General features: G+C 33.1%; 13 protein-coding genes. 3 read left to right on the top strand and 10 right to left on the bottom strand.

Going from position 1 to position 18,786, the window contains the following annotated elements:
* Positions 1-22: 22 nt before the first annotated feature.
* The 5 genes from kdpA to APR43_RS13340 form a co-directional block, all read right to left on the bottom strand.
* On the bottom strand, positions 23-1,744 hold the full coding sequence (gene kdpA / locus APR43_RS13360; RefSeq protein WP_053472272.1) for a potassium-transporting ATPase subunit KdpA: 1,722 nt from the start codon (positions 1,742-1,744) through the stop codon (positions 23-25).
* 74 nt (positions 1,745-1,818) lie between these two features.
* On the bottom strand, positions 1,819-1,896 hold the full coding sequence (gene kdpF, locus APR43_RS13355) for a K(+)-transporting ATPase subunit F (RefSeq protein WP_081909388.1): 78 nt from the start codon (positions 1,894-1,896) through the stop codon (positions 1,819-1,821).
* 152 nt (positions 1,897-2,048) lie between these two features.
* On the bottom strand, positions 2,049-2,330 hold the full coding sequence (locus APR43_RS13350; RefSeq protein WP_053472271.1) for a hypothetical protein: 282 nt from the start codon (positions 2,328-2,330) through the stop codon (positions 2,049-2,051).
* Between the two features lie 280 nt (positions 2,331-2,610).
* Positions 2,611-3,957, bottom strand: a complete 1,347-nt coding sequence (locus tag APR43_RS13345) for a sigma-54-dependent transcriptional regulator (protein ID WP_053472270.1) — start codon at positions 3,955-3,957, stop codon at positions 2,611-2,613.
* Between the two features lie 49 nt (positions 3,958-4,006).
* Positions 4,007-6,445, bottom strand: a complete 2,439-nt coding sequence (locus APR43_RS13340) for a sensor histidine kinase (RefSeq protein WP_053472269.1) — start codon at positions 6,443-6,445, stop codon at positions 4,007-4,009.
* Positions 6,446-6,652: 207 nt separating this feature from the next.
* On the opposite strand from APR43_RS13340, the gene APR43_RS13335 reads away from it, so the two are divergent.
* Positions 6,653-8,626: a sigma 54-interacting response regulator gene (locus APR43_RS13335; RefSeq protein ID WP_053472268.1), complete on the top strand. Its 1,974-nt coding sequence runs from the start codon at positions 6,653-6,655 to the stop codon at positions 8,624-8,626.
* Positions 8,627-8,737: 111 nt separating this feature from the next.
* Here APR43_RS13335 and APR43_RS13330 read toward each other — a convergent pair whose 3' ends face one another.
* The gene (locus tag APR43_RS13330) at positions 8,738-9,523 is read right to left on the bottom strand and encodes an alpha/beta fold hydrolase (RefSeq protein WP_240514954.1); all 786 of its coding nucleotides are present in this window, start codon (positions 9,521-9,523) and stop codon (positions 8,738-8,740) included.
* Between the two features lie 345 nt (positions 9,524-9,868).
* On the opposite strand from APR43_RS13330, the gene APR43_RS13325 reads away from it, so the two are divergent.
* Entirely contained in the window at positions 9,869-11,101 is a 1,233-nt protein-coding gene (locus APR43_RS13325) for a polysaccharide deacetylase family protein (protein WP_053472267.1), read from the top strand.
* A gap of 170 nt (positions 11,102-11,271) precedes the next feature.
* Here the strand turns inward: APR43_RS13325 and APR43_RS13320 are convergent, their stop codons facing one another.
* The 4 genes from APR43_RS13320 to APR43_RS13305 all read right to left on the bottom strand — a co-directional run bounded on the left by APR43_RS13320 (position 11,272) and on the right by APR43_RS13305 (position 16,539).
* A complete protein-coding gene (locus APR43_RS13320; protein ID WP_053472266.1) occupies positions 11,272-14,811 on the bottom strand; it encodes an ABC transporter permease/M1 family aminopeptidase in 3,540 nt (1,179 codons plus the stop codon).
* A gap of 4 nt (positions 14,812-14,815) precedes the next feature.
* On the bottom strand, positions 14,816-15,700 hold the full coding sequence (locus tag APR43_RS13315) for an ABC transporter ATP-binding protein (RefSeq protein ID WP_053472265.1): 885 nt from the start codon (positions 15,698-15,700) through the stop codon (positions 14,816-14,818).
* A gap of 114 nt (positions 15,701-15,814) precedes the next feature.
* The gene (locus tag APR43_RS13310) at positions 15,815-16,021 is read right to left on the bottom strand and encodes a helix-turn-helix domain-containing protein (RefSeq protein ID WP_053472264.1); all 207 of its coding nucleotides are present in this window, start codon (positions 16,019-16,021) and stop codon (positions 15,815-15,817) included.
* Positions 16,022-16,023: 2 nt separating this feature from the next.
* Entirely contained in the window at positions 16,024-16,539 is a 516-nt protein-coding gene (locus APR43_RS13305) for a DUF2975 domain-containing protein (protein WP_053472263.1), read from the bottom strand.
* A gap of 173 nt (positions 16,540-16,712) precedes the next feature.
* Here APR43_RS13305 and APR43_RS13300 point away from each other — a divergent pair, with 173 nt between their 5' ends.
* Positions 16,713-17,729: an LLM class flavin-dependent oxidoreductase gene (locus APR43_RS13300; protein WP_053472262.1), complete on the top strand. Its 1,017-nt coding sequence runs from the start codon at positions 16,713-16,715 to the stop codon at positions 17,727-17,729.
* Positions 17,730-18,786 lie beyond the last annotated feature (1,057 nt).

The following is an 18,786-nucleotide window of genomic DNA, read 5'->3' as shown; positions in this document are numbered from 1 at the left end:
TGTATTTAAAATGTCCAGTATTTTATTTCATTGTAAAGAATTCCGCCAAAGGACCAAGCGCCAGTGCTGGGAAGAATGATAAAGCAGCGATAATTGCGATTACGGCAAAAGTCATGATTCCGAAAATGGATGTATCCGTTTTTAAAGTTCCTGCACTTTCCGGAATGTATTTTTTACCTGCCAATAAACCAGCAATTGCCAATGGACCAATGATTGGAATAAAACGGCTTAACAGTAATACAATTCCTGTAGTGATGTTCCAGAACGGATTATTATCTCCCAATCCTTCAAAACCAGAACCGTTGTTAGCAGCACTTGAAGTATATTCGTATAACATTTCAGAGAATCCGTGATTACCAGGATTATTTAACCAGCCTGTTGCGTTTCCGTTAAACCAATAACCCATTGCAGTGTCATGCGCGGCAAAATAAGATGCTAAAGCAGTTCCGGCTAATATTAATAATGGGTGAAGAATGGCGATAAAAGCCGCAATTTTAACTTCCCGTGCTTCGATTTTCTTGCCTAAAAATTCAGGGGTTCGGCCTACCATTAAACCGGAGATAAATACAGCCAGAATAATGAAAATATAGTAGTTTAGAATACCAACACCGCATCCGCCGTAAAAGGCATTTACCATCATCGATAATAACTGCATAGTACCAGACATTGGCATTGAACTATCGTGCATACTGTTTACAGAACCTGTAGAAATTACCGTTGTAGCAATACTCCAGAAACCTGACATTGCTGGTCCAAACCGAACTTCTTTTCCTTCCATCGCTCCGGTTGCCTGCGCAATGCCCATTTTTTCGATAGCAGGATTTCCGTTGATTTCACTCATAACTGTTGGAACAACCAGAAGTAAAAATCCAACCGTCATTACACCAAATATGATGTTTGATAATTTTCTTTTGTTTAGGAAAAATCCAAGAGCAAAAATCATCGCAAACGGAATAATCATTTGCGCCCAAAGTTCCACTCCGTTAGTAAAATAAGTTGGGTTTTCTAATGGATGAGCTGAATTGGCTCCAAAAAATCCACCACCATTTGTACCAATATGTTTAATCGCAATAAAAGCTGCAGCAGGTCCGCGAGAAACTTCTACATGATCGCCCTGTAGTGTTGTAATAGCATCTTTTCCTTCAAAAGTCATTGGCGTACCGCTAAATACTAATGCAATAGCCACAATTGCTGAAAGCGGTAATAAAATACGAGTACAGCTTTTGATGAAATAATTATAAAAATTACCTAATTGTTCTGTCGTTCTTTCTTTCATTGCTGTAAAAATCATTGCAGCAGCAGCCATTCCGATACCAGCAGAAACAAATTGAAGGAACATCAAGACGATTTGTGAAAGGTAAGAAACCCCGCTTTCGCCTGAATAATGCTGTAAGTTACAATTGACTAAGAATGAAATAGCAGTATTAAATGCCAAATCCGGCGTCATAGAAGGGTTATTATCCGGGTTAAGAGGTAAAGAACCCTGAAATAATAAGACAAAAAAGCAAAGAAAGAACCAAACCATATTAATACTTAAAAGTGCTTTTAAGTGTTGTTTCCAGTTCATTTCTTCAGTGGAATTGATACCGCTGATTTTAAAGATAAACTTTTCAATTGGATTGAAAATCGGGTCAAAAAGTGTTTTATCTCCTAAATAGACTTTAGCAATATATTTTCCTAAAGGAATCGCTAAAAAAATAGTTAAGATAAAAATACCAATGACGCCTAATAATTCTGTGTTCATATATTTAATATTAGATTGTTGATTTTAGATTTTAGATTTCTTTGAGACAATCTTAAATTCTAAAAATTCATTTTTTAAAATTTTTCGGGTTTGATTAATACATAAACCAAATACACGAAAACGGCGATTGAGATTATAAATAATGCGGTCATGATTAGATTTTTTCAAAGAATTCAACAGAGAGAAAACAAATGGAGAAAAGCACGACGGCCAGCCCGAGTAAAAGAAAAGTGATCATAAGATTTATTTTAGATTTTAGAGTTCAGATTTTAGATTGTTTTGGAGCGATTAAACAGTTAACCGATTAAACACCCGAAGCATTAATTTGCTTGATATATTCCGTTTTAAGTGTTTGTGGAAAAAGATGTGAAATATTGCAGTGACGTACTTCCATAAAAGAAGAAACCGAAAAAACATACACATTAGAAATGGCATTTTTAGTTTCGATGCTTCCGGTTATAAACAAACGTTCGGCAAGAGCCAGACATTTCTTTGCTCTTACGATATTGCCAGAAATAATAGATTTTTTAGTGATTTCGGCAAATCGTTCAGCTTGTTTGTAGATTGAGGTTACTTGATTTTTCATTTGGAATGAATTTTTAATGTTCTTCCTCCTTATGCCAAAATATGTTCCGAAAAAGTTGAGTTACAGCTAAAGTGCTGTCAATAAAAGGAATGTAGTTATATGCCAAAAATTAGGCATAAAAAAAGCCTATCATTTTGATAAGCTTTTATTGAAATGATAAGGTTGTTTTGATTATTACCGATTCCTGCAAGGTTTTCAAAATCTTGTAGGTATTATATTTAAGTGTAAAATTCGAATTATTTAAAATCTAAACCTACAAGGTTTTGAAAACCTTGCAGGATCACGGCTGTATATTATATTCTTCCAGCTTTCTATACAAAGTCGCAATTCCAATTTCTAATAATCGTGCCGTTTCAGCTTTATTCCCTTTCGTATAATTTAAAACCTTTTGAATATGAAGTTTCTCAACACTCTGCATAGAAAAAGCCGACATTGATTTTGTGCTTTTCTCCGCTTGATGCTGCATTTCATAAGGTAAAACATCCGACGTTAAAGTATCGCCATTACTCAAAATAACCGATCTTTCGATAATATTTTTAAGTTCACGGATATTTCCCGGCCAGGAATAATTTTCTAATTTCTGCAGAAAATCATCAGAGATATGTAAAGTTTTTTTATTCGTTTTTTCAGAAAATTGTTTGACAAAATGATTCGTCAATACCGCAATATCTTTTATTCTTTCTCGTAAAGAAGGTAATTTTATTTCGAAGATATTTAAACGGAAATACAAATCAGAACGAAAACGGTGTTCATCACTTTCTGTTTTTAAATCACGATTTGTAGCAGCAATTAATCTGAAATTTGATTTTTTTGGAGTTGTGTCACCAACGGGAATATATTCGGAAGTTTCTAAAACACGCAACAATTTGGCTTGAAGATCAATTGGCATTTCACCAATTTCATCTAGAAATAAAGTACCGCCATTGGCTTCTTCAATAAAACCTTTTTTATCTTTTAAAGCTCCCGTAAAAGCGCCTTGTTTATGACCAAAAAGTTCACTTTCTAAAATTTCTTTGGTGAAAGTGCTGCAGTTTAAAGCCACAAAAGATTTACCGACGCGATTACTGTTTTCATGAATGGCCTGTGCAAAAACTTCCTTTCCGGTTCCGGTTTCGCCAGTAAGTAAAACAGTCGAATCGGTTTTGGCTACTTTTTGTGCAAGATCAATAACCTGTTCAATTCCTTTAGATTTTCCGACAATAGTACTAAATGAATATTTATCATTAATACGTTTTTCAAGCTGTTGCACTTTTTTCTGTAAATGCACTTTTTCAACTGCTTTATAAAGAAGCGGAATAATTTTATCATTATCATCGCCTTTTACAATATAATCGAAAGCACCATTTTTCATTGCCTGAACGCCATCCGGAATATTTCCAAAAGCAGTTAAAAGAATAACTTCTATGAGAGGAAAACTTCCTTTTATATTTTGAAGAAAATCAACACCATTTCCGTCAGGGAGTTTTACATCACATAAAACAACATCAATATCCGTTTGTTCGAGTTTCTTAAAACCTGACTTTAAATCTTTGGCTTCAAAAACTTCGAATCCTTCCGATTTTATAATACGCGCCAGCAGACTTCTCAGTTTTTCTTCGTCGTCTATAATTAAAATTTTGTGTGTCATTTGCAGATAGCTAAAACCAAGTAGGTATTTTGATGTACAAATGTAGGTTTTAAATCATTTTCCTTTTTTGATTCAGAGGAAATTCTTGTGAAAATTCAATTTTCAAAATGGTTCCGTTATTATTTTCCATTGTCAATTTTCCGTCAAGATCATCCGTTAAACCTTTTATCAGGCTCATTCCAAATGAGTTCGCTTTTGTATTGTTGAGGTTCAAATCAAAACCAATTCCGTTATCAGAAATAGTCAGCAAATATTGATTTTCGGCTATAGTTTCGAGCGTAATGTAAATCATTCCGGTTTGATCTTCGGGAAAAGCATATTTGATGGAATTCGTAATCGCTTCATTCAAAATCAATCCAAGCGGAACAGCGTGTGCCACATCTAATTCCAATGGATCAATTTTTACTTCAAAACGAATTCTTTGTCCAAGCGAAAAAGATTCCCGTAAATATTCGACCAATTCCTTAATATAATTTGGCATATTGATTGTCGAAATATTTTCAGAATTATATAATTTCTGATGAATCAAAGACATCGAATGAATCCTGTGCTGGCTGTTTTTTATCGCCGACAATGCCATATCATTTTCTAAATAAGCTGATTGCGAATTTAAAAGACTTATGACGGTTTGCAGATTATTTTTTACACGATGATGAATTTCTTTCAACAGCCATTCTTTCTCATCCAGTAAATGTTTAAGATTAATATTTTTCTGGTTGATTTCTTTCTCTTTGATTTCAAGTTTAGCATGATTTCGTTGTTTTAATCGGTATCGGTTAAATAATAATGCAATTACAAGCAATAACAATATTAAACTCCATATAGAGACACTATTTAAAAGTTTTGATTTTTGCAATTCACTTTTTTGCAATTTATCCTGATTATTTAAAAGTTTAATTTTTTGTTCCTTATTAGCCGTTTCATATTGAATTTTAAGTTCGTCAATTTGTTTGTTTTTATCCACTCCATGAGTTGAATCCATTATTTTTTTGTAATCTTTAAAACGTTCCAGAGCACCTTTAAAATTACCATTGATCGAGTCTGTTTTATACAATAAAAGCTGAAGTGCATGCGAATTATATTTGTCATTGGTCTTTAAAAGCGCGGCAGCTTTATCAGAATAAAATTTAGCTTCTTTTGGCTTATTAATTTTGATATAAAAAAGAGCTATTATAATATATTCGTGAACAACTTCTCTAAAAGTTTCCGGGCCATTTAACTGCTGTGCATAATACGCAGTTTCTTTAAAGTATTTTTCAGCTTTAACAAAATCCTTTATTTCGTCATAAGAATTGGCTTTAACATACGCAACAGACATTTTATCAAAAGTACTTTTAGGAGGATGCTTTTCTGTCATTGAATTGATATAAACAATCGCTTCCTTAGTTTTTCCTTTTAAAGATAAGGCAGCTACAGCGCTGTAAAAACTTTTATACCAAGTGCCGGTATCAATAGTGTGCTGGCCTATTTCGATACTTTTTTTGTACAATTCCAAAGCTTCTTCATGATGACCATAATGATTATATACATCTCCTAAGCGCATATAAAAAATGTCACCAAAAGTATAATCCTTTTCAGCTTCCATTCGTTTTACACTTTTTAGGGCATAATATAATGCGTTTGGTATATTGTGCATTGCCAGTTCAATATAAACAATTGTAGTTTCTGCAAATTGCTGATGTGTAAAACCAATTTTTCGTAGATCAACTAAATTTTGGTACAATCTTTTTTTAGCATCATTTACTTTATTTGTCCAAAAATAGATTGTCGTGATTTTTGTATAATTCTCGATTCTCTTTTCTTCTAAACCTAAAGAAGCATAAAGAGAAACAACTTCTTGCAGTATTTTTTCTTTTTCAGGATCTAAATTGAATAAAAGTGTTCCGTAAGCATCCAGCGCTTCGGCAAGAGCCAGTTTATCATTTCGTTTTCGGCATTCGTCTATAACCTGCAAAAATATTTTTTTGCCTTCCGGCTGATTATTAGCCTGATAATAATATTTACCTAATAACAATAAACTTTGATGCTGTAATCTTTTTATTTTACTTTGATTACTTGCCAAAACTGCTTTGTCAATATAAAGTTTTGCGTTTTTTAAATCCTGCGGTTTTGTTCCCGGTTTAAAAAGATAAAAACTCCCTAATTGGAGTAATAATTTAATTTGGTCTTCACCCTTTGATTTAGCCAAAAGCTTTAGTACAGAAGTGATGTTTCCTTTATCTATGAACTCACTTCCAATTAATTTTGTATCATCACTAAAACCTTCAGTATAACTTAATGAAACAGGCAATTTGTAAGCTTTGCAAGCAACAACTACAGCACTATCAACGTCTATTGCACCTTGATTGGCATTAAATAAATAGGTAGAACAGCTTTGTATTAATAATCTCTTTTTAGCAAGATCATATTTAGCAACGGCAGGGGCTATTTGTGCAAATAATGAATTGGTAATTAAGAAAATCAAATAGAAAGTAAGCGGTCGTTTCATAATTTGTTAAAAATTAGTTTTTTGGATTGGTTTTAGTAAACAAATATAGAAATAAAGGAGTGTGATTTTTTTGAAAAATATCAAGAAAATTCACATTAAATGTGATTTATTTAATTTAATTTTTCCAAAACACTGAAATTACTGGTGATATTTAACTAATTTTATGCCAGTGAATTATAAAATTATAATATAAATAATACTACATTTATGGGAACCTTGTCTGATAAAAGCACCCAATCTGACGAAACCGACTTTAAAAAAGAAATACTAATTGTTGAAGATCAATTTATTGAAGCACATGATTTGCAGTTAATTTTGGAAAAAGCAAATTATAATGTTATAGGAATTGTGCGTTCTGTCGATCAGGCTTTGGATGTAATTCAGACCCAGAAACCAGATTTGGTATTTTTGGATATTATGCTCAAAGGAGATAAAAACGGAATTTATCTGGCACATATTTTAAAGGAAAAAAATATCGGTTTTATCTTTATTTCGGCAAATTCAAGCAAGAGAATCCTGGATCAGGCCAAAACTACACAGCCATACGGATTTATTGTAAAACCTTTTAGAGAACAAGATATTCTAACAACGCTCGAAATCGCGTTTTACAGACAAAAATACAGTCTCGAATCGCAGTTAATGCAGCAACTGGAATTGAAAAATGAGATTACAGAATTAATCAATTCAAACCTAAAACTCGAAGAAGCTTTATTGGCTTTTGCTAAAATCATTCAGACTTTTATTTGCTTTGATTATTTAGAAGCTGGATTTGTAAATGCAGAACAATATTCGAACCTCGGAATCATCCGAAAAAATATCGATCAGTACCAAATCATAAGCGTACAAAAGTTTTCTCAAATTGCCGATATATCCATAAAAGAGTTAAACGAAACCTACGTAAAATCTCAAATAGACATAAAACCAATTATTTACAGTGAAGAATCACTGATTAATAATTTTCAGGCCGCGCCGATAAAAGGAATTATTTCGCATAATTTCGGAATCAAATCATATTTGGTTTTTCCGCTTTCAATTGCAGTTTCGCAGCGTTTTTGTTTTACATTTTACAGCCGTAATTTTAATGTATATTCAGATGAAAATCTGAAATTATTATCCAATCTTGAAAATACATTTTCACAATTTATTTCCCGTTTTTATTCTTCTGAAAAAATAATTGTTGAAACAAAAGAAATTCCGCAGAAAAAAGAAAAAATTGAAAACACAAAATCAGGGTTTGAAGGAATAATTGGCAACAGCTCACAAATGATAACGGTTTTTAATTATATCAAAAAAGTAGCACCATCTGATACTTCGGTTTTAATCTTAGGAGAAAGCGGTACCGGAAAAGAAAAAATTGCCAAAAGCATTCACGATTTATCGCCAAGAAAAGACAAACCATTAATTATTATAAATTGCGGTGCGATTCCTGAAAACCTTGCAGAATCGTTACTTTTCGGACATGAAAAAGGAGCTTTTACAGGAGCTTTAGAAAAACGAATAGGAAAATTTGAATTGGCAAACGGCGGAACAATTTTTCTGGATGAAATAGGAGAGATGCCGCTAGAACTTCAGGTAAAATTACTGCGTGTTTTACAAGAACGTGAAATAGAACGTGTTGGCGGACTTATGCCTATAAAAATCGATGTTCGCATAATTGCAGCAACGAATAAAAACCTTGAAGAAGAAGTCGCTGCCGGACGTTTTAGAATGGATTTGTATTATCGACTTCATGTTTTCCCAATTCTAGTTCCGTCATTAAAAAAACGAAAAGAAGATATTCCCGAATTAGCAGATCATTTTATAAAAATATACAGCGAAAGAATGAATCGAAAAGTGCCAATGCTTTCTGATAATGCCTTACAGCAAATAACAAATTACGATTGGCCGGGAAATATTAGAGAACTCGAGCATCTCATCCAGCGTACATTATTGCTCACAGAAGGAAATACAATTAAAGCAATTGAATTTTCACCTTCATCAAAAATGCACGCACAGCAAAATACCGATTCCTTTTCGATTAAAACCATTTTAGAAAATGAGCGGGATTACATTTTATATATCCTTAAAAAATGTAACGGAAAGATTTCTGGTGCTGGCGGTGCTGCCGAAATTTTAGACATTCATCCTTCAACCTTAAATTCAAAAATTAAGAAATTAGAAATTAAACGAGAAATAAGTTAATCTTTTTTAGCACCGAAAATTGCTCGCAAAGTCGCCAAGTCGCAAAATTTAATCTTTAAAAGAAAAACTTAGCGACTTGGCGACTTTGCGAGATTCAAAGAAAAAATAAACTTAAGTAACCTTTTCAATCCATCTTGTAACACTTTCTGCAACTTCCTGCCATTCGGGATGAAGTATGACAAAATGATTTTTGTTTTTGAAGTCTTTATAACAAGTTATTGAATGTAGATTTCTATGTTTTCTAAAATTCCAATGAACCAATTTTGGTGGAATAATTTGGTCTTCAGAACAAGAAATAAAAAAGAGCGGAACATGTTTTTTTCTGAAATTGATTTTAGCATTTTTTGAAAATAAATTCCACAAAGCTTTTTTAGATTCAGGAATAATGAATTTGTCATATTCTGCTTTTTGTTCTTGAATTGATGCAATATTGAAGAATATATTTTTCCAATTTTCGAATGATAAGATGAAAGTTTTTTTAGAAGAAAAAATGTCGCACGAAAAATCCAAAATGATTTTATAAAAGGAGAATTTTAAAGATGTAAAGCCTTTGGGCGGAAAGGAATTGATACAAATTCCAGCTTCCGCTAAATTTTTCTGAACCAGCAACTGTACTAAAAGTCCGCCGTAAGAATGTCCCACTAAAATAGGTTTCTCAGGAAGTTTTTCAATAACTTCGGTATAATAGCACAAAAGATCAAATAAACGGATCGATCCAATTTTTACACACGGATTTTGTTTCCTTAAATTTTCAGCCGAATCATTTTTATGAAGCCAGGGCGGAGCTACAACTTTATATCCTTTATTTTCAAAAAAAACGATCCATTCTTCCCAATAAAAATGGCTCACAAAAGCTCCCGAAATAAACACAATTGTTTTTGTATTAGATAGATACATAGCAGGATTTTTTAGTTGTATTTTAAAATACAATCTACATGCCCTTTTGTGAAGTATTGATTATAAAGGATTTCCTGTGATATTGAATTAGGGAGAACTATTATATTTCGTTAAATATGTTTAATGTGTTGAAATATCAACTTTTAGTTCGATAAAATTTAGAAGCTGATTTTACGGATTCACTTCGTGAAAACGCGGATAAAAACGGATTTTTTTTTAAGATCAGCGTTAATCCGCGTCTTCACGAAGTGAATCCGTTTTATCCGCGTTCAATTATTACACTCAACAATTATCAATTTATTTTAAAGTATATGTATCTTTAGAATCTCTAATTCTAACTTTAAAATGAAAATACCACATTCCCGAATAAAATCCTTTTTATTCACTTTCGTTCTCCTAATTAATTCGATTTCTTTTTGTTTTGCAAATGATTTTAATACCAAAATAGATTCTTCAAAAGCTAAAACCATTTCCTTTAAAATCAAATTAAAATCAGATGTTAAAGTCACAATAAAACCAGCTCCTTTAAAATTCAATAAACATTTTGCTTACAGTTTTACGCTTGACGATGGCTATAGATCTGCTTATTTAACGGCTTTTCCATTATTGAATGGAGGAAAAATTAGCAGTCCGGATAAAAACGAATGGAAAATCGATCAGGGCGGAGACGGAACAATTTCAAAAGGTCTTTTTTATTCAGACGGATTCGGGAATAAAATTCCGTTTAAATTGGCTTTGGCAGTAAATGGCGGTGCAATTCGTGATTTACCGGCAAATCGCGGACATCTTTCGTGGTCGGAAATTAAAGAAATGTACAATGCTGGTTGGGACATTTTGAATCACGGTTTTCACCACGCAACAAAACACGGCACAAATTATTTGACAGAAGTAACCGAAAACACCACTTCAATAAAGCCGAATCTTGATTTTACTATGTCTCATTTTGTGGTTCCGGGCGGAGAAGGTGATGAGAAATATTATTTGGAATATGAAAAAGAGGCACTTAATAACGGACATTTTTCTGTAGCATCTTATTATGGTGTTGGACCAGTTTTTAATGTCGATTCAAAAGTAAATCTAGATAAAATGATTACGGCCAGAACTTTTGTGCAGAGTTCAAAAGACACGACTAGTTTTAAAACGATGGATCATTATTTAAAAGCTATAGATTCAATTGTAAAACAACCCAATACAATTTGGTTTAACGAATTTACCCACGGAACAGGAAATACAAATTTGTGGAATCTAAGCATGCGTTTTCCTGATTTTAAATACTATATGACAACGCTTGCCAACAAATACGGAGAAAAAGGAAACGATTCCATCTGGATGGCGCCGTGGCAGGAAGTTTACGAATACATTTGGTTAAGAGACAGAATCAAAGTCGATTACAAACAAAAAAATAAAGAAATAGAAGTTAAAATTGAACTGCCTGAAATTCCAGAAACTTTTAGAAATAAAGATATTTCTTTAGCAGTTGATGCATCTTCAAAATTTGAAATCAAATCAAACAAAGATTTAAAAATTAAAGACGATGGAAAAACAACTCACAAGCAGATTTTAATTCAGCTGAAGTAAAAGTTTTTTGCCACAGATTAAAAAGATTATTTGGATTATTTACTTTGAGGATAAACTTTAGCGTAAGCAAAAAATCATTTTAATCCTTTTAATCTGTGGCAAAAAATAATTAGTGAAAATTCGTGGAATTGCTTCGCCTGTTCGCTATCGCTCGGGTCGTGGCAAAAAAACTAATCAATTTCCTTTTCGTTATCCTTTATAAAAGTATCAATATTCATTAAATACGGATCAATAACAATACGTTGAGGTTTCGTTTTGAGCTGAATTTTTCCATCAATTTTATTGTTTTTTATGGCAAAAGGATAACTAAATAATTTTCCATTTTCATCATAAATTCCAATATCTATTGTGGCGTCGTTTGCAATTAATTTTCGTTCTCCGGTGGCATTTTCTCTAAATTTTTCAGAAACCGCTTTAAAAGAAACCTCATAAAAACCATTTTGTTTAATACTTGAAACCGATTCTATTTTTGAAGAATAAGTGATAATCTGCTTAAACATTTCATCTAATTTAGAATGCAGTTTTTTATCCGTAACAGCATAAATCTCTTTTAATAAACTTTCAGAATCAGGAAACGGATTTGGGTATTTATAACGATTCAGGAAATTTTTCAAAGCTAGATTTACTTTTTCTTCACCAATTAAAACCCGAAGCTGATGCATCACCAGCATTCCTTTATCATAAGGTAAATGCGGTGTATCGTAATTCGTTTTATACAAAGGAGTTTGAGGATCATAACTTCGGCTGCTCAGATATAAATCCAGATGAATTTTTAAAGTTTCTAGTGCTTTTTCCAAACCATGCTCTTTTTCATAAAGCATCAGTTCAGTGTATTGCGCCAGAGTTTCAGTCAAAATCCAGCTTCCTTCTTTTTGTTCCGGACTTATTTGTGAATTTCCCCACCATTCGTGCGATAATTCATGTGCCGTTAATTGATTAATTACGTCTTCCTTATCCTTATTGTTAAGGTTGCTGTAAAACCCAAAATTCTCTTTCATAAAAACCGTCGACGGATAAGAAGTCGCAGCAAATCCATCGGCGAAAGCAGCAACTTCGGCATAGCGAATTGTTTTATACGGATATTTGCCAAAATTACTTTGGCAATAATCTAAAGTATTTTTTACATCCTGAATTAGTTTTTTAATGTTTCTCGAATGTCTTTTATCATAAAAAACTTCAATCGAAATACCTTTATAATTCGTTTTTTGAATTTCATATTCGGCAGAAGAAAAAGCAAATCGAAACGGAATCTTACCGTTAGATTTATAATGAAAATAATTGCGGTTGTCTTTTTTCCAATTCTCAATTAAATCCCCAACCCCAATCGCGGTTTGATTTTTAGAAGTTGAGACCACTGCATCATAATCAACAAAATCATATCTAATTTCCGATTTGTCTTCCAGTTTTTTAAGAGGTGTCTGCGGTTTCAAATGCCTTTTTGCTCGTTCTTTTTTACTGCTGATTTCATTCGATTCCTGATAACCAAAAAGCGGAAAGTAACGGCTTATTCGCATAAACGAACCATTTTCTATTATAGAATTAAAAGCAGTATGTCCTTTAAATGGTGACCACGACGACTCAAAAGAAAAATTCATTTTTATTTTCTGCTGAGGCTGTAAAGGTTTTTCCAATCGATACCAATAATGATGAAATACCGAAACATCATTTAGGTTTTTCGAATTTGGAATTTCAACAGAAGTCAGTTTCGAATTTCGATCTATATATAGGAGTAAACTATCAATAGGTTTTTCAGAATTATTGATCAATTCATAAGTGCCCTTTACTTCATAACGATTTTCCTCAGGAAATAAATCAACTTTACTTTTTACTGAAACAATCGTGGGCTGAAGCAGATTAGTATATTTTTTAAATTGCTTTTCATATTGCTCGCTCCAATTATTCTGATCTTCTTCGCTCAAATACGGATATTCAATATTAGTTTTATAAAAAAGATAACTTCCAAAACCAATAAAAAGAATAATTCCCAATGCAAAAGTTGCTTTTTGAATACCATTAAATGAATTTCTTCGAATGGTTTTTAGGATTGAAGCGTTTCTTTTCCATAAAATTCCTGTCAAAGTCAGAAGCAGTAAAGCCAATCCGAAATTGTACAACATCGAAATATGAAACGGAAAAGTATATTTTCCGAAACCATTTAGATCAAAATATTCTCTTTTAAAAGCATTTCCAAATCGCAGTAAAGGATGCGAAATTCCCAATTGTTCTCCAATTCCCGTACAAAACAAAATACAGACAAAAGAAGCAATCGAAAGTCCGATATATTTATTTTTAAAAAAAGTCTGAATCGCAATTACCAAAATCGAGATCAACAACAACGGAAATCCCAGATAATAAAACAAAGAAAGATAAAGACCAATTTCGATTGGAGCATTGGCATTCGCAATCTGAAAGGCACATCCAATCAAAATACTAATGCTAATAATGAGTAACGGAATGATAAAAAGTGCTGTCAATTTGGATAGTAAAACTACAAATTGAGAATACGGTGCTGTATTTTCCAGCATTTCAAATCTCGAATTTTCGCTTCGGTTTAATAATTCATTGCTGTAAAAGAGAAGAATTAAAATTAGAATAAACGGCAAACGATCCATTATGGTGGAAATCATTAAAGCCGTATCCGTAATTTTTTCGGCTAATCGGATTCCGCCGTCAATTTCATCCGAAATTTCGATTGCCAATAATCCCGAAAATAAAAGAACAATCACTAAAAACGGAATTCCTTTTAGAACTAAAAAAATATCCAGCTTGATATTGCTTTTAAAAACAGCAAAATTATGCCTGAACGTTTTGAACTCGATGTTTTTTGGAATTTCCGAAGAAAAGACTTTTGCTTGTTTTGAAATAACTTTAAGCATTTTTACCTTTTTGGATTTCGTTTTTCGGAAAGAAAACAAGCGATAGGAAATAAAAAGCAAAAACAGTGAAACCAAAATCCACAATAATCGGTTGAATAAAAAGTTCCCCGAAAGCGAAACCAATTCGATATTTTTTTCAATTGAAGTCCAATATCTTGTTTGTTCTAAAAAAGCAGCCAAACCAAACGGGTCTATTTTTGCAGCCAAAGACATGGCTTTCGCCGAAGATGGAGAAGCATTTGCAAATATGGGCGAATTAGAAAAAATCGAACCCGCGATATATAAGATATAAATTAATAAACCGCCAACATAAATAAAAAGTTTACTTCGCGTAAGCCAAGCCAAAGCCGTCAATATAGAAAGGCACAAGAAAATATTCGGAATCACAATTACAAAATACGGCCAGAGATAATTTATTATTTCAAAAGGACCAATTTCACTTTTAGAAAGCCATGACATTTGGTGTCCAATGATCATTCCGACGATAAACATTCCAAAAGAAACTACCGCGATTGTAAACGCGGTAATAAATTTAGGTGCCAAATATTGAAACTTAGAAATAGGAGAGGAGAAAATTATCGAATCGAATTTCGTTTCATATTCTTTTAAAAAACTCTGTGCAACCTGAAGCGTAATCGAAAATATCGTCATTAACGAAATCAAACCAATTGCATAAGTCAATACATACGGACTATTTTTGTAAGCTCCCGAAAAAGAGAAATTGGCAAAAGCGCTCACAAAAAATCCTAAAACCAAATAAATAATAAATGTGGCATAAAAAGTCCAGCTTCTGGTATTGTTATGCCATTCAAATTGAATTAATTTAGAAAGCATAACACTAATTTTTAAGTTGATTTTGAGCTAAAACACTAAAATAAACATCGCTTAAATCTGGCGATATCAATTCGAAACCAGAATCTGGGCGTTTATCCGAGAAAACATGAATATTGATTTTCCCTGAATTTAAGTTGGACGAAATGATATTAAAGTTCGATTGATGTTCTTTCAGTTCTGTTTTATCAATCGCCTTCATCCAGATTTTATCTTTCAAAGAATCGATCGCTTCGTTTGGTTTTCCTTCTAAAATCAATTTTCCGTTAGAGATAATCGCCATTTTGGGGCATAAATCACGAACGTCTTCTACAATATGAGTCGATAAAACCACGATAATGCTTTCACCAATTTCACTCAGCAAATTATTAAATCGGTTTCTTTCTTCGGGATCAAGTCCCGCAGTGGGCTCATCCACAATGATAATCTTAGGATTTCCTAATAACGCCTGCGCAATTCCAAAGCGCTGACGCATACCGCCGGAAAAAGAATGAACCGCTTTGTCTTTATGCTGGAGTAAATTGGTCTGCTGCAACAAATACAAAATTTGATCGTGTCGTTCCTTTTTATAAACAATTCCTTTTAAAACCGCCAGATGATCGAGCAAGCGATAAGCAGAAATTTTAGGATAAACACCAAATTCCTGAGGCAGATAACCCAGATTTTGCCTGATGAACATTGGATTTTCCAGAATATTAATTCCGTTAAATTCAATACTTCCCGAAGTGGGTTCCTGCAAAGCGGCAATAGTCCGCATTAAAGTCGATTTTCCGGCGCCGTTTGGGCCAAGTAAACCAAACATTCCGTTTGTAATTTCAAGCGATAAATTGTCAATCGCTTTTGTGCCGTTCTCATACGTTTTGCTGAGATTTTGGATTGATAAACTGTTCATTTTTTGATTGATTTAGATGATTGAATTAAACTATGATTTGAAAAATTTAGGCAATAGAATACCTATCGGTTTCAAAAACCGATTTATTAAGAGTGAATAAGATTTAAAAGAAAGCTATTCTGCCACGTATTCTAAAATATCTCCGGGCTGGCAGTCCAGTATTTTACAAATAGCTTCGAGAGTATCAAACCGAATTCCTTTTGCTTTTCCAGTTTTTAGAATCGATAAATTGGCAGGCGTAATATCTAGTTTTTCTGCCAACTCTTTACTCTGCATCTTACGTTTAGCAAGCATTACATCAATATTTACAATTATTGGCATAGTTATATAAATAAGTCTTGTTCGTTCTGAAGGTTTAAACCTTGTTTAAATATGGCCGCTAAAAAGTAAGCAAAAACACCAAGCATTCCGTGCAATAGAATAAAAAGCGAAACTTCATTATCCAGCGGAACAAAAAAGAAAGCCACAAATATTACAATACCCGGAATTAATAAATTTGATAAATAGAAACGCCTTAAATGAGAAATTCCGTTTGCAGTAAATAATTTAGGCTGAAAAAATACTTTAAAAACATTACTGCTCAATAAAAAGAAAAGCCCATACAAACTCAGTGGAGCCAAAAAATCAAAAAGAATATAAGGCATATTGTAATCGCCAATCATTAAAGGATGAGAAGTAAAAGGATAACAAACCTGAAAATACTTTCCGTTGTCCTTAAATGTCAAAAACAATCCTGTAATTAATGTAAAAACAGAATATCCGGCCAAAAAGAAATAAATCACAGACAAAAATCGGGTAAAGTAAAATAATATTTTGGATACAATATGAGTTGTCTTCATATATCGAAAAGTTAGATTGATATTGCAAATGTATAATTAATTATTGTAAAACAATAATTAATTATTAAAAATTCCATTTTGGAATGTTTTAGAAATATTATAAATCTATTAACATTAGAAAACAAAAGGCATCCGTATAAATGAGTTAATTTTGTAGACTAGCATTTTTTTATATGAAAAACCCAATTTCAGTCTCATTATTAGACCTCGCTATCATCACTCAGGATAGCAACGCTTCAGAAACATTTCAAAAAACAAAAGACATAGCGCAATTAGCAGATACTTTAGGATACAAGCGGTTTTGGCTTGCAGAACATCACAATATGGCACACGTTGCAAGTACAGCAACAGTTGTTTTAATTGGTTATGTGGCAAGTCAGACTAAAAATATCCGAGTTGGTTCTGGCGGCATCATGCTTCCAAATCATTCACCTTTAGTAGTTGCGGAGCAATTTGGAACCCTGGAAACACTTTATCCCAACCGAATCGATTTAGGATTAGGAAGAGCGCCGGGAACAGATCAACCAACTGCCGAAGCAATTCGAAAAGACTTTTTTGAGCAGGCACAGCGTTTTCCGCAAAACGTAAGCAAACTCCAAGAGTATTTTTCAAGTGAAAATGCAACAGGAAAAGTGCGTGCATTTCCAGCCGAAGGGCTAAAAGTGCCAATCTGGATTTTAGGATCAAGCATGGACAGCGCGGCTTTGGCAGCAGCTTACGGATTGCCTTATGCCTTTGCAGGACACTTTGCACCAAAACTAATGATTCAGGCGTTTGAGTTTTACCGCGAAAATTTCCAGCCTTCAGAATATTTAGACAAACCAAAAACAATGGCTTGTCTGAATATAATTGCAGCAGATACTAATGAAGAAGCAGAATTATTGTCTACAAGTTTGTATCAAATGTTTCTGAACTTAATTAGAAACGATCGTAAAGGTTTACAGCCGCCAGTTCCGTCATTAGATGATATTATGAATGAAGCAGAACGTTTCCATGTCAATCAAATGACAGCCGGAACTTTCACAGGAAACAAAGAACAATTAATAGCCGATTTGAAAAAGTTCATCAACTACGCAAGAATCGACGAACTAATGGTAACAAGCCCAATCTTCGATCATCAGGCAAAACTAAAAAGCATTCAAATCACAAAAGAAGCAATCGACAGCCTAAACGATAGTATACATATATAAGTATACTATATATAAGAGTAGATTTCATTTCCACAACCCGACAGGTTTTCAAAACCTGTCGGGTTTGTTTTTTATACATATATATAAGTATAGAATAAATTGAATCCCAATTTTCCGTAGAGACGCACAGCAGTGCGTCTACGTCACGTATAAAAAAAATCTAATTAACCCATACCTAAATATATAAAAGGTGTCCGGCTGAGCGAAGTCGAAGCCCTTTTGAGTTTGGAATTTGTAATTTAAAAGATTTGGAATTTGTTTTTAATAAGGAGCTTAATCCCGCTATCCGTTTCAATCTTTTATTTTGAACCCCAAAATAAAAGGATTTCCACTTCTATCGGGGCTAGGGCATGAGTTTGCAGAATAAAATTTCCGAAGCAAAAGACATTTCCAGAAGAAAAAAAAGAAAACTCTGCGCCTCTGCGTTTCTGCAAGATTAAAAAAACACAGAAAAAACAAGATTTCACGCCTTAGCGCCTTCGCGGCAGAATCAGGCAGAGCGAAGCCAAACAGCCAAAATCCCCAATAAAGATAAAACCACGAAAAAAACTTTGCCTTGTAAAAAACGCATAACCAGTGCTTTATAAAAAAGATGGAAAAAATATAAAAAAAAGGCTTGTAAATGTAAATAAAGGTTCTACTTTTGCACCCGCAACAACGAAAGACGTTCCCTGAAATACTGACAAGCCGCTAATCAAAACGAAAAGAAATTTTCGAAAAAAAGATTAGAAAAAGCTTGTGAGATTTGAAAAATGCTTTTACATTTGCACCCCGCAAAACACGGAAGTTCATTGAGAGACTGGAAGGAAAATTGAGAAAAAGGAGACGAAAAAAAAGTTTCAAATTTTTTTTAAATTTTTCTTGCGAGAAACAAAAAGAAGTTTTAGTTTTGCACCCGCTTTGAAACACAAGCGAAGTTAAAAAGAAATACACGTTCGTAGACATATTGAATTGACAGCCGTTCCGATGCAAATCGGAACAAAAGAATAAGAGTAATAGAATCGAGAGATTTGAAAAGAACCACTAGATAAAGCATCGAATAATAATATTTAAAATA

The sequence above is a fragment of the Flavobacterium sp. NLM genome (genome assembly GCF_002210235.1).
GTDB classification, from domain to species: domain Bacteria; phylum Bacteroidota; class Bacteroidia; order Flavobacteriales; family Flavobacteriaceae; genus Flavobacterium; species Flavobacterium panici.
Note: the sequence above shows the minus strand (reverse complement) of the source record. Positions and strands in the feature narration are given on the sequence as shown.